Genomic DNA, 12,634 nt, shown 5'->3' on the forward strand with positions numbered 1-12,634 from the left:
CGGGCCGCGGCGCGCGCCGCCGGTGAGCAAAACACTTACCGCTCGCGTCGGGACGCTCGACCATGCCCTCCCCGCTCGCCCTCCTCTCGCGACCGATCGGTAGCGTTCTCGACCGCGTCCGCGACGCCTTCGACACCCCCCGTGCCGGCGCGATCGCCGTCGCGATCCTCGTGGTCGTCACGATCGGTACCACACTCGGGATCGTCGCGCTCGGCGGAATCTTCGACGCGACCGTCGACCAGCAGGTCACCGTCGACAACCCGGACCGCCCGCCCGAGTCGACCTGCGAGAGGTTCGGGGACGACCCCGACTCCGTGTTCGGCGAGCGGTGCGACGAGCCGGCGCGGATCGACGTCGACGCCGGGGAAGAGCTCCGAGACGCCGCGAACGGCTACCTCCACTACGGCCTGATCGGCGTGCCGGTCTGGTGGGGGATCTTCTCGCTCGCGCTCCACGTGGGCGCGCTGTTCGCCGGCGGGTCCGGCTCCGTCGGCGACACCTTCGTGATCGCCGGCTGGGCGCTCGTCGGCGAACTGCTTCGGGTGATCGCCGGCGTCGCGGCGATCTGGGTCGCCCTCTCGAACGCGGCGATCACGGGGTCGACGTTCGAGGCGATCGCGGAGGAGATAGTCGCCGCCATAACGGGCACGACCGGCCCCCTGCTCGTTGCGTCCGCGGTCGCGATAGCGGTCCAGTGGGTGATCGTCGTCGGGGGGTTAGAGGCCCACCACGACCTCGACCGCGGGGCGGCGGCGGGCGTGGCGACGGTCTTCGCCGCCGTCGCCCTCCTGCTCGCCGTGCCCGCGAACTTCGGGAGTTTTTAAGCCGACGGCGCTCGCCCTTCCGACATGATCCTGTCGGACGCCGACATCCTCGACCGGCTCGCGGAGGGCGACCTCGCGATCGAGCCGCTCGACGACGTCGATCAGCAGGTCCAGCCCGCGAGCGTCGACCTGCGGCTCGGCGAGCGATTCTTAGAGTTCCAGCGCACCAACATCCCGTGTATCCACCCGACCGAGGCGGACGAGGTCGGCGAGTACGTCACGGAGACGACCGTCCCCGAGGGCGACGAGTTCATCCTTCACCCCGGGGACTTCGTCCTCGGGACGACGGTCGAGCGCGTCGCGATCCCCGACGACCTCGTCGCGCACGTCGAGGGGCGCTCCTCGCTCGGGCGGCTCGCTATCGTGGTCCACGCGACCGCGGGGCTGTGCGACCCGGGCTACGAGGGGCAGATCACCCTCGAACTGTCGAACCTCGGGACCGCGCCGGTGGCGCTCTCGCCGGGCATGCGCGTCTCGCAGCTCACCTTCACGGAGCTGAAACGACCGGCCGACCGCCCGTACGGTGCCGAGCGCGGCTCCAAGTATCAGGGACAGGACGGCCCGCAGGCGTCGCGGATCGGCGACGATCCGGAGTTCGCAGGTGACAAGCGAAACGCCGCGGAGGGAGAGCCATGAAGTTCATCGAGGAGGTCGTCGTCGACGAGTTCCTCCCGACCGTCCGTTCGATGCTCGCGGAGGACCTCCGCGACCGGGGGTTCACCCAGTTGGAGGTCGCCGACGCGCTCGGCATCTCGCAGTCGGCGGTCTCGAAGTACGCCGCGGGCGACGTGGCCAGACACGACCGGATCGTCGCCGACGAGCGCGTGCGCGAACTCGTCGAGCGCGTGGGCGAGGGGCTCGCGAGCGGCGATCTCACGCCGGTCGGCGCGCTCGTCGAGATCGAGGTGCTGATCCGGCAGTTGGAGGAGGGTGACCTGCTCGCGGACCTCCACGAGGAGGCGATGCCCGCCCTCGCCGACGCCGACGTGGAGTTCTCGGTCCACGACCCGGACAGCGGCCTCCGCGAGCGCGAGCGCGTCCTCACGTCGGTCCGGCGGGGGCTCCGCACCCTGACGAACGCCTCCGGCTTTGCCGGGCTGATCCCGAACGTCGGCGCGAACGTCGCGGAGTGTCTCGCCGACGCGGCCACGGTCGACGACGTCGCCGCGGTCCCCGGTCGGCTCGTCGACGTGAAGGGCCGGGCGATGGTCCCCGGCGAGCCGGAGTTCGGCGTGAGCGAACACGTCGCGACGGTGTTGCTCGCGGCGCGTGAGGGGGGCGCGAACGTCCGTGGCGCGGTCAACGTGCGGTACGACCCCGAGACCGTCGAGACGCTCGCGGCCGACCACCCGACCGTCGAGTTCGACGCGGAGCGGCCGACCCGCGATGCGGTCGCCGACGCGGTCGCGGGCGTGGACCGTTCGGGGGACGAGGACGGGGAGTCGCTCGTGGTGTACCAGACGGGCGCGGTCGGCGTCGAGCCGATCGTCTACGTCCTCGCGCCGACCGCGGCGGAGGCGGCGCGGATCGTCCGCGGTCTGCTGTGAGTCTGGGCGAATCGTTCGCGGCCCGCTGTGAGCCGGGTCGAATCGTTCGCGGCCCGCTGTGAGTCTGGGCGAATCGCCCGCGGCCCGCCGTGAGCCGCCGACACGGGTGCTTTTATTTTCCGCGACGACGAACGACCGTTCGTGACGCGACACCGGCGGCCCGCGATGCGGATGCGTTCCTTCTAGCGACGGGTGGACCCGTCGCGTCGGCGACGACCGGTAACGCGGTCGGCGGCGGCGCGGCGGCGAAGCCCGTCGCCTTCCCGTAGCGCCCGGGCCGCCGCCGAGACGCGAGCGACGCGCTGTGATCGACGAGACGCGAGCGAGACCGCCGACGCGAACGGACCGTTCCGCGGACGGCCCCGAACCAGCGGGCTTTAGACCCGATCGACCGACACACGACATACACACCACATGAGCCACGACGACTTCCCCACCGACCGCCCGGCGGTGGTGACCTGTGGACTGCCGTACGCCAACGGCGACCTCCACATCGGTCACCTCCGCACCTACGTCGGCGGCGACGTGTACAGCCGCGCGCTCGAACGACTCGGACAGGAGACCGCGTTCGTCTCCGGCTCCGACATGCACGGCACGCCCGTCGCGGTCAACGCCGAACAGGAGGGCGTCTCGCCCGAGGACTTTGCGCTCGACTGGCACGAGCGCTACGCCGAGACGTTCCCGAAGTTCAACGTCGAGTTCGACAACTACGGCCACACCCACGACGAGACGAACGTCGAGCTGACCCAGGAGCTCGTCCGCGACCTCGACGAGGCCGGCCACCTCTACGAGAAGGAGATCATGGTCGCGTACGACCCCGTCGACGACCAGTACCTCCCCGACCGCTACGTCGAGGGCACCTGCCCGTACTGCGGCGCGCACGCCCGCGGCGACGAGTGTGACGAGGGGTGCCAGCGCCACCTCGAACCCGGCGAGATCGAGGACCCCGAGTCGACGATCACCGGCAACCCCGCGGAGTACCGCGAACGCACCCACAAGTTCTTCGCGGTCTCGGAGTTCGCCGACTACCTCTCCGCGTTCCTCGACCGGCTCGAAGGGACGCCGAACGCCCGGAACCAGCCCCGCGAGTGGATCGAGCAGGGGCTACAGGACTGGTGTATCACCCGCGACATGGACTGGGGAGTGGACTACCCCGGAGAGAATCCGCAGGATCTAGTGCTCTACGTCTGGGTCGACGCCCCGATCGAGTACATCGCCTCGACGAAGCAGTTCTCCGAGCGCGTCGGTCCCGACGCCTTCGACTGGGAGACCGCCTGGAAGGAGGGCGCGAGTGAGGAGTTCCCCGAGGGCGGCGAGATCGTCCACGTGATCGGCCGCGACATCATCCAGCACCACACGATCTTCTGGCCCGCGATGCTGGAGGCGACCGACCACGCGGAGCCGCGCGCGGTGATGGCCAGCGGCTTCGTCACCCTCGACGGGAAGGGGTTCTCGACGAGCCGCGACCGCGCCGTCTGGGCCGACGAGTACTTAGAGGAGGGGTTCCACCCCGACCCGCTGCGCTACTACCTCGCGACCAACGGCGGGTTCCAGCAGGACGTGGACTTCTCGTGGGAGAAGTTCGCCGAGCGCGTCAACACCGAGCTGGTGGGGACCGTCGGCAACTTCCTCTACCGCTCCCTGCTCTTCGCCCACCGCAACTACGAGGACGGTCCCGACGCCGACGCCCCGAGCGACGACGTGGCGGCGCGGATCGACGAGGCGGTCGACGACGTCGCCGCCGCGGTCAACGACTACTCCGTCCGGGCGCTCGGCGACGCCGTCACCGACCTCGCCCGCTTCGGCAACGAGTACATCCAGCGCAACGAGCCGTGGAAGCTCGTCGACGAGGAGCCCGACGAGGCCGAGCAGGTCATCTACGACTGCGTCGCGCTCGCGAAGGCCATCGCCGTCCTCTTCGAGCCGCTTGCCCCCGAGAAGAGCGAGCGGCTCTGGGACCAGCTCGGCGAGCCCGGCTCCGTCCACGACGCGACCGTCGAGGCGGCCGGCGAGGCCCCCGCCGGCGACCTGAGCGAGCCGACCGAGCTGTTCGAACAGATCGAAGACGAGCGCGTCGAGGCGCTCAACGAGAAGCTCGAAGCCCGAGTCGCCGAGTCGGAGAGTGACGACGGCGACGACGCCGACAGCAGTGACGACGAGAGCGACGACAGCGACGACGAGAACGACGAGAACGACGAGAACGACGACGGCGACGCAACCCGAGACACCGACATGAGCGACATCGAACCCCTCAGCGACGACCGCATCAGCTTCGACGAGTTCCAGGAGTTGGACCTCCGGGTCGGCCGGATCGAGGAGGCGGACGGGATCGAGGGTGCCGACGACCTCGTGAAACTCACCGTCGACCTCGGGGCGGAGAGCCGGACGATCGTCGCGGGACTCAAGCAGCTTCACGACGTCGACGACCTGCCGGACACGAAGGTGATCGTCCTCGCGAACATGGAGAAGGCAGAGCTGTTCGGCGTCGAGTCGAACGGCATGGTGCTGGCCGCCGGCGAGGAGGCCGACCTCCTCACCACCTACGAGGACGCCGGGCCGGGCACGAAGGTGAAGTAGCGTCCCCCGCGGACCGGTCAGTTTCTCGAAGTTTTATGTCGCGGCCGGCCAACGGACGCCCGTAATGGCCCTCCTTCCCCACTGGTTCGAGTCCAAGTCCTTCCAGACGCAGCTCATCCTCGTCGCGCTCGTGTGTGACCCGATCGGCTTCGGAGCCGGTTACCTGCTCGCGCCGGAGTTCGGCGTCGAGCCGGTTCTCGGCGGTGTGTACGGACTCGTCGCCGCGAGCTTCCCGATGTCGATGTTGGTGATTCGCGAGATGAACCGGTAGTCCGGCCGCGGTGCGGTCGACCGCGGACCGCCTCCTCAGGCGTCGAGCACTTCGATCAGGTTCCCCTCCGGGTCACTGACAAAACAGATCGTCGTCCCGCTCGACGTGGTCCGGGGCGGCGAGAGCGTCTCCACGTCGTCCGCGAGGTCCTCGTAGAACGCCTCGACATCGTCGACGCCGAGACCGAGGTGGGTCGCGCCCGGGCGGTTCAGTTCGGGATCCGTGCTTCCCTCGCCCGTCGGTTCGTAGGCGACGAGTTCGACGACCACGTCGCCGGCGTCGAGGTGCGCGAACTCGGCCGACGCGCCCTCGACGGCGACCGCTTCGGCGAAGGCGTCGCCGCCGACGGAGAACTCGGCGACGACGTCGAGGTCGAACGTTTCCGTGTAGAAGTCGACGGCGCGGTCCAGATCGGCGACGGTGACCCCGACGTGGTGCGCGGTTGGGTCGGACACGGGTGGCCGATCGGTCGGTGTCGGGAAAACCGTGTCGAGTCAGAGCCCGAACAGGCGAGCGGCGAGGCCGGCGAGCACGATCAGCGCACCGAGAATGAACGTACCGGGGATCGGGAGGACGAACACGACCGCGCCGAGGACGATGAGAATTGTCGAGAGCCTCATTGTTCCAATCATGAGGGCTCGTCGGATAGGTATTGCGCCGGGATCGCCCGCCCCACCGAAACGACCAACCGGGAGCCCCGAGAGGGTTGTCGTATGTACGTGGTCGTCAACGCGGCCCAGAGCGTCGACGGGAAGCTCGCCACCCGTAGCCGGGAACAGCTCCGGATCTCCGGCCCGGAGGACTTCGACCGGGTCGATCGCGTCAGAGCGGCCGCGGACGCGGTCCTCGTCGGCGTCGGGACCGTTCTCGCCGACGACCCGCACCTCACGCTCGACGAGGAGGACCGCCGCGTCGAGCGCCTGCGGGCCGGTCGGTCCGGGGACCCAGCCCGCGTCGTGGTCGACTCCACCGGGCGCACCCCGACCGACGCCCGGATCTTGGACGACGCGGCGACGACGTATCTGCTCGTCTCGGAGGCGACCGACCGGGAACGTCGCGAGGCGCTCGCCGACGCGGGCGCGGAGGTGATCGTCGCCGGCGAGGAGCGCGTCGACATCGGGGCGGGGGTGGAGAAGCTCGCGGACCGCGGCGTCGACCGCCTGATGGTCGAGGGGGGCGGCGAGGTGATCTTCTCGTGTTTCGAGGCCGGCGTCGTCGACGAACTCCACGTCTACGTCGGCTCCATGGTCGTCGGCGGGCGCGATGCGCCCACGCTGGCGGACGGGAGCGGGTTCATCGAGGCGTTCCCCGACCTGACGCTCACGGACGTGGAGCGGCTCGACGACGGGGTCGTCCTCTCGTACGACGTCGAGGACGACGACGGCTCGTAGCGGGGCCGGACGGCGGTGGACTATCCGTGTGAACTGTAACCACGGAGATCGGGCGGTACACGGGCCGTGCCACCGGTGTACACGAAAATCACCGAAGTATTTATGTATCGCCCGGGGATAGTTGCTGATACCAGAACGCCTCTGGCGCTGGTGGAATCGCACGCTGAAATGAACGGGAGTTCTTGCAGACGGCCCGACGCACCACAGCGAGCGGTCGCTATCGCCGGAGCGGTGATGGAGAGATAACAAATGGTAACGAAAGAAGAAGTCATCGAGCAGTACGACGTGGAACCGATGGACGAGGCGGACAACGTGGACCTTTCTGAGGACGACTTGGAGAACGGCTCCAAGGGGCAGCTCATCAAACGCGCCGGTCAGCTGCGAGACCGACGTAACGAGCTGAACCAGATGGCCTCCGAGCGCGCGTCCAAGCGCGACGACCTCAACGCGAAGACGCGCGAGAAGGTCGACGAGGCCCAGGAACACCGCGAGAACCGCGACGAGCTCAACGAGCAGGTCCAGGAACACAAGGACAAACGCAACGAGCTCAACGCCGAGGCCAACGAGCTGTTCGACGAGGTCGAGGAGCTCAAACAGGACCTCGAACTCGGCTCCGGCAAGTCCATCGAGGAGCTCGAAGAGGAGATCGAGGACCTGGAGTTCCGTCAGCAGACGGAGGTCCTCGACGCGGAAGACGAGCGCGAGCTGATCGAGAAGATCGACGACAAACGCGAGAAGCTCGCCGAGAAGAAGGAGAAGGTCGACGACACGAGCGAACTCGACGACCTCGTCGAGGAGGCCGAGGAGGTCCGCTCCGAGGCGTCCCAGCACCACCAGAAGGTGACGGAGCTCGCGGACAAGGCCCAAGAGCACCACAACCAGATGATCGAGGCCTACCGCGAGGCCGACGACATCCGCGACGAGGCCGACGAGATGCACGAGCTGTTCGTCGAGGCCCAGGAGGCGGCCGACCGCCACCACGAGGACTTCGTCCGCGTCCAGAAGCGACTGCGCGAACTCGACAAGAAGGAGGAGGAAGAGCGTCAGGACGAGCGCGCCGAGAAGCGCGAAGAGGAGAAGGAAGAGGCCGAGGAGATCTATCAGAAGTTCAAGGAGGGCGAGACGCTCGACACCGAGGACCTGATGAAGCTCCAGAAGACCGGCCTCCTGTAAGCCGGCGATTTCGACGGTTCCGACGCGGTTTTTCTGCGGCTTTTCGCACCGAACAGCGTCGCAGCCGGCCACGGCCCCGCGCACCGATCGACTGCGGCTCCGTATGCCGGTCGACTGCGGCTCCGCACGCTAGCCACGGCTTATAAACGCGTGCGACGCCAACCGTCGGTATGGACGACGCGCCGACGAACGGACGGAAGGGGTTGCTCGTGGCTGCCGCGGTGGGCGCGGCGACGACGATCGCGGGCCGCGCGGTTCTCTCGCGGCTCACCGGCGGTCGGTTCGGCGACACCGAGACGTACAACACCGCGAAGGTGACCGTGTCGGGACCGATCCGACGGAGCCAAGCGCGACCGTCGCCGCTGTCGGGGGCGGGCGGCGCGACCGCGGACGACGTGGTCGAACAGATCGAGGCGGCCGACGAGGACGACGACGTCGAGGCGCTGCTCGTCGAACTCAACACGCCCGGCGGCGAGGTCGTGCCGAGCGACGACATCCGACGGGCCGCCGCCGAGTTCGACGGGCCGACGGTGGCGTACGCGACCGACCTCTGCGCCTCCGGCGGCTACTGGATCGCGAGCGGCTGCGACGAGCTGTGGGCGCGGGACGCGAGCCTCGTCGGCTCCATCGGCGTCGTCGGCTCCCGCCCGAACGCGAAGGGGCTAGCCGACAAGCTCGGGATCTCCTACGAACAGTTCACGGCCGGCGAGTACAAGGACGCCGGCGTCCCGCTGAAGGAGATCGAGGAGGACGAACGGGAGTACCTCCAGGGGATCATCGACGGCTACTACGAGCAGTTCGTCGAGACCGTGAGCGAGGGCCGCGACATGGACCCCGACGAGATCAGAGACACCGAGGCCCGCGTGTACCTCGGCGACGACGCCGTCGAGATGGGCCTCGTCGACGAACTCGGCACCGAGGACGACGTGGAAGCGCGGCTCGCCGACCTGCTCGGCGCGGAGCCGGAGGTGCGCGAGTTCACTCCGGAGCGCGGGCTGGCGGAGCGGCTCGGCATCGGCGCGGAGCGCGTCGCGTTCGCGGCCGGAAGCGGCGTCGCGGGCGTGTTCGCCGACGACGGGGGCGATATCGACGTGGAGTTCCGGTAGCGAGAGCGCCGCGAGTCGGCGTCGCCGCCGGAGCCGGGCAGACGACGGGGAGGATTTTTGTCCGGCCGCGGTGTGAGACGACACGTGACGACGCTGGTCATCTGCGTCGACCGCTCGGGGGCGATCGGTCGCGCCACCAACGTCCCGATGCCGGTCGCGGGCTGGGAGGCCGTCCGCTCGCTGGTCACGGACGCCGGGCTGGACGACCCCGAGGACGCCAGCGTAAACTGCTTACTGGAGTCGCTGCGCGTCGCACGCGACCTCCGGGACGAGCGCGAGGAGTCGGTCGTCGCCGTCGTCTCCGCCGAGAGCGACACCGCGGTCGGGGCCGACCGGTCGATCGCGGCCCAGCTCGACGACCTCGTGGAGCGGTACGACCCGCGGGCCGCGATCGTCGTCGTCGACTCCGCGGAGGACGAACGCGTCCTTCCGGTCGTCGAGTCGCGGGTCCCCGTCGACTCGGTCGACCGCGTCGTCGTCCGGCAGGCCCGCGACATCGAGTCCACCTACTACCTGCTCAAGCAGTTCCTCGCCGACGAGCAGCTCCGGTCGACGGTGTTGGTCCCCATCGGCGTCGCGCTGCTGTTGCTGCCGGTACTCTTCGCCCGGTTCTCCGCCGGGGAGGCGCTCGCGGGCGTCGCCGGCCTGCTCGGCGCGGCGCTACTGTACAAGGGGCTCGCGATCGACCGGCGCGTGGCGGGGATGCCGGAGCGGGTCCGCGAGGCGCTGTACGCCGGGCAGGTGTCGGTCGTGACGTACGTCGTCGCCGGCGGACTTGCCCTCGTCGGCGGCTTCTTCGGCGTCCTCGCCGCGTCGGAGCTGAACCCCGGATCGCCTCGGCTCGTCGAGGTCGTGGAGTTCGCCTTCGCGGCGGTCCCGTGGTTCGCGGTCGCCGGCGTGACTGCGGCGGTGGGACGGCTGCTCGACGAGCTGATCCGCGACGAGGGGATCCGGACGCCGTACCTCAACCTCCCGTTCGTCATCGCGGCGGTCGCGCTGGTCGTCCGCGGCTTCGCCGGCTATTTCCTCGCACAGGAGGCGGTCCGCGACCCCCTGTCCGTCTACGGAATGACGATGACTCCGGTCCAGCAGCTCGCGGCGTTCATCGTCGGCGGCATCGTCGTGTCGCTCGTCGGCGTCAAGGTCGCCAGCGACGTGGGCACGGAGACCCTCGAAGACGTCATCGACGCGGAGCGGGAGGCGGACGGGCGACGGGAGTGAGGTGTCGCCGGGGTCGGTGAGGCGGATCCCGCGTCCGACCGACCGCCTTTTGTCGGTCGCGGCCGCGTCGGGTGGCATGGACGTGTACGGACTGATCGGGAACCCGGTCGGCCACTCGCTGTCGCCGCCGATACACGAGGCGGGCTACGAGGCGCTCGGACTCGACGCGCGGTACGTGACCTTCGAGCCGGACGCCGACGCCGCGGCCGCGGCGATCGAGGGCGCGGCCGACCTTGGCGTGGCGGGACTCAACGTCACGGTGCCGTTCAAGCAGGACGCGCTCGACGCAGTCGATCCGGCCCCGCTCGCCGAGCGCATCGGCGCGGTCAACACGGTCGATTACGGGCCGGTCCGCGACGGCGACGCCGACCGCCCGCGCGGCCACAACACCGACGCGGCCGGAGTGACGCGGGCGCTCGAACACCACGACGTGACGGTCGACGGCCGCGACGCGCTCGTCGTCGGCGCGGGCGGGGCGGGGCGGGCGGCCGCGTTCGCGCTTGCCGACGCGGGCGCGACCGTTCGCGTCGCGAACCGCACCGCGGAGCGCGCGGTCGAACTGGCCGATACGGTCCCCGGCGCGACCGGCGGCGGACTCGACGACCTCGCCGACCGGGTCGCCGCGGCCGACCTGCTCGTCAACGCGACGAGCGTGGGGATGGAGTCGCCCGACGAGACGCCGGTCCCCGCCGAACACCTCCACGGCGACCTCGCGGTCCTCGACGCGGTGTACGCCCCGATCGAGACGCGCCTGCTCCGGGAGGCGGCCGACGCGGGCGCGACGACGGTCGACGGCGCGTGGATGCTGCTGTACCAGGGGGTCGAGGCGTTCGAGATCTGGACCGACGAGGAGGCCCCGATAGAGCCGATGAACGCGGCGCTGCGGGCGGAACTGGAGTAGCGCGGCGAGGAGACGGGATCGATAGGAAACGACTGGCCTGCGGTGCGGTGGCGCGCGCCTCCGAGCGCCCGCTAGGGCGCGAGGAGCGTCGCGCGAGGGAGTCGGCGGCTCCCGTTGGTCGCCGCCGACGAGGCTGGGGAGGTGTGAGGTGCTGTGCGGGGCGGGGCTCGAAGGGGCAGCCGCGAGACGGACAGAGGCGACGGCAGGACCGCAAGAAGCGAGCGGAGCGAGCGACTGAGGACCGCACCGAGCGTCTGTCCGTCTCGCGGCTGGGGCTTCGGTGGTCGTCTCGTCGACAGCAACCGTGTCGTGCCGAGCGCCTGGGGCTTCGGGAGCGTCCGTGTCGATCGGCGATTTATAAGGAGGCTTCAGCTATCGGTCGTTTCGGCCAGAATAACCACTAAAATCGACCGTCGACAGATCCGAGTACGCTTAAAACAGCGTCGGGCTGGCGAGCAGGCCGGCGGTGACGATGAGGCCGACCGAGACCGCCGACGCGCCGTAGAGGAACGGCTTGGCGTCGCGGGCCGGCTCCCGGAGCTTCCCCGCGTCGAGCCCGTCGACCAGCTTCGAACCGGCGACCTCGACGAGACCGGTCCCGACGAACCACAGCCCCAGCATCGTCAACACGAGGTGGCCCCGGGGTGTCCCTGTCAGCGCCTCGAAGGTGTACAGGTTCCCGGCCATGTGGCCGCCGGAGAGGACGAACGCGACCGCGCTGATCCGTGTGATCCACCGCAGGCGGCCGACGACCGAGCCGAGCGCGTCGCTACCGATGTCGCCGCGGAGCGCGGGCGGGAGAACGGCAAGGGTAACGAAGAGCACGCTGCCGACCCAGAGGACGGCGAAGCCGACGTGGACCGACCACATGACGGGATTGATAACGTCCATACCGCGGGAACGAGCCGGCCGCATTTATAAACCGGCGAGACGAGAACGGGATTGCGATCGGTTGCGCCGGAGACGGTTTTTAAATATCTCGCACGTGTAGCCGCCGGCAATGGCACTACTCCAGAAGCTCAAAGAGAAGCTCGGATTCGGGAGCGGCTCCGCCGAACGCGAGTCGGCCGAGACCGAAGTGACCGTCGAGCGCGAGTCGGAACCGGCCGCCGATGCGGCCGTCTCCGAGGGTGACGACGGCGCGGACGACGCGGAGACCGACGACGCCGAAAGTGACGACGCGGAGCCGGTCGCCGCCGGGACGGAGGCCGCCGCCTCGACCGAGTCGCTCGTCGACGAGGAGGCCGCGACCGACGACGAGGCCACCGCAACCGACGATGAGGCCGCCGCAACCGACGACGAGGCCGCCACGACCGACGACGGGGCCGCCGAGCCGGCGGAGGCCGCGACGGGCGAGAGCGACGACGTCGCGGTCGACGACGACGACCGCGGCGCGAGCGTCGAGGAGATCAAGGGTATCGGCCCGGCGTACGCCGAGCGGCTCGCGGAGATCGACATCGAGACCGTCGACCAGCTCGCGGCCGCCGACGCCGCCAACATCGCGGAGGGCGCGAGCATCAGCGAGAAGCGCGCGGCGCGGTGGATCGACCGCGCGAACGAGTTCTGAAGCCGGGTCGTTTCGACGACCGCAACTGTTTCACCGTCTCCGCCGAACGGGGGCAC

General features: G+C 69.7%; 14 protein-coding genes. 11 read left to right on the plus strand and 3 right to left on the minus strand.

From position 1 onward, the window contains the following. Window positions 1–62: 62 nt before the first annotated feature. The 5 genes from QOL69_RS12210 (at window position 63) to QOL69_RS12230 (ending at window position 5,219) form a co-directional block, all read left to right on the plus strand. Window positions 63–824 carry a YIP1 family protein gene (locus tag QOL69_RS12210; RefSeq protein ID WP_283403387.1) on the plus strand — a complete coding sequence of 254 codons (762 nt, stop codon included), beginning with the start codon at window positions 63–65 and terminating at the stop codon, window positions 822–824. A gap of 24 nt (window positions 825–848) precedes the next feature. Further along, on the plus strand, window positions 849–1,460 hold the full coding sequence (dcd, locus tag QOL69_RS12215) for a dCTP deaminase (RefSeq protein ID WP_283403388.1): 612 nt from the start codon (window positions 849–851) through the stop codon (window positions 1,458–1,460). Beyond that, window positions 1,457–2,371 carry a thiamine-phosphate synthase family protein gene (locus QOL69_RS12220; RefSeq protein WP_283403389.1) on the plus strand — a complete coding sequence of 305 codons (915 nt, stop codon included), beginning with the start codon at window positions 1,457–1,459 and terminating at the stop codon, window positions 2,369–2,371. The genes dcd and QOL69_RS12220 overlap by 4 nt, the downstream gene beginning before the upstream one ends. 414 nt (window positions 2,372–2,785) lie before the next feature. Further along, the gene (metG, locus tag QOL69_RS12225) at window positions 2,786–4,948 is read left to right on the plus strand and encodes a methionine--tRNA ligase (RefSeq protein ID WP_283403390.1); all 2,163 of its coding nucleotides are present in this window, start codon (window positions 2,786–2,788) and stop codon (window positions 4,946–4,948) included. Between the two features lie 64 nt (window positions 4,949–5,012). After that, window positions 5,013–5,219, plus strand: coding sequence for a DUF8141 family membrane protein (locus tag QOL69_RS12230; protein WP_283403391.1), 207 nt, complete (start codon window positions 5,013–5,015; stop codon window positions 5,217–5,219). A 35-nt stretch (window positions 5,220–5,254) separates the two neighbouring features. Here the strand turns inward: QOL69_RS12230 and QOL69_RS12235 are convergent, their stop codons facing one another. Both QOL69_RS12235 and QOL69_RS12240 read right to left on the minus strand, forming a co-directional pair. Then, window positions 5,255–5,674, minus strand: coding sequence for a VOC family protein (locus tag QOL69_RS12235; protein WP_283403392.1), 420 nt, complete (start codon window positions 5,672–5,674; stop codon window positions 5,255–5,257). 39 nt (window positions 5,675–5,713) lie between these two features. Continuing rightward, window positions 5,714–5,839 (minus strand): hypothetical protein, encoded by a 126-nt coding sequence (locus QOL69_RS12240; RefSeq protein ID WP_283403393.1) that lies wholly within the window; start codon window positions 5,837–5,839, stop codon window positions 5,714–5,716. Between the two features lie 93 nt (window positions 5,840–5,932). On the opposite strand from QOL69_RS12240, the gene QOL69_RS12245 reads away from it, so the two are divergent. The 5 genes from QOL69_RS12245 (at window position 5,933) to QOL69_RS12265 (ending at window position 11,011) form a co-directional block, all read left to right on the plus strand. After that, window positions 5,933–6,610, plus strand: coding sequence for a 2,5-diamino-6-(ribosylamino)-4(3H)-pyrimidinone 5'-phosphate reductase (locus QOL69_RS12245; RefSeq protein ID WP_283403394.1), 678 nt, complete (start codon window positions 5,933–5,935; stop codon window positions 6,608–6,610). 249 nt (window positions 6,611–6,859) lie between these two features. Then, on the plus strand, window positions 6,860–7,783 hold the full coding sequence (locus QOL69_RS12250) for a coiled-coil protein (protein ID WP_048078447.1): 924 nt from the start codon (window positions 6,860–6,862) through the stop codon (window positions 7,781–7,783). Between the two features lie 170 nt (window positions 7,784–7,953). Continuing rightward, entirely contained in the window at window positions 7,954–8,889 is a 936-nt protein-coding gene (sppA, locus tag QOL69_RS12255) for a signal peptide peptidase SppA (protein ID WP_283403395.1), read from the plus strand. Window positions 8,890–8,973: 84 nt separating this feature from the next. After that, window positions 8,974–10,110 (plus strand): DUF373 family protein, encoded by a 1,137-nt coding sequence (locus tag QOL69_RS12260; RefSeq protein WP_048078298.1) that lies wholly within the window; start codon window positions 8,974–8,976, stop codon window positions 10,108–10,110. 76 nt (window positions 10,111–10,186) lie between these two features. Further along, complete coding sequence (locus QOL69_RS12265) at window positions 10,187–11,011, plus strand: shikimate dehydrogenase (protein WP_283403396.1); 825 nt, start codon at window positions 10,187–10,189, stop codon at window positions 11,009–11,011. A gap of 432 nt (window positions 11,012–11,443) precedes the next feature. Here QOL69_RS12265 and QOL69_RS12270 read toward each other — a convergent pair whose 3' ends face one another. Further along, complete coding sequence (locus QOL69_RS12270) at window positions 11,444–11,902, minus strand: CopD family protein (RefSeq protein ID WP_283403397.1); 459 nt, start codon at window positions 11,900–11,902, stop codon at window positions 11,444–11,446. Window positions 11,903–12,011: 109 nt separating this feature from the next. Here QOL69_RS12270 and QOL69_RS12275 point away from each other — a divergent pair, with 109 nt between their 5' ends. Continuing rightward, entirely contained in the window at window positions 12,012–12,578 is a 567-nt protein-coding gene (locus QOL69_RS12275) for a helix-hairpin-helix domain-containing protein (protein ID WP_283403398.1), read from the plus strand. The last annotated feature ends 56 nt before the right edge of the window (window positions 12,579–12,634 follow it).

The organism is Halorubrum sp. DM2 (assembly GCF_901686465.1).
Classification (GTDB): domain Archaea; phylum Halobacteriota; class Halobacteria; order Halobacteriales; family Haloferacaceae; genus Halorubrum.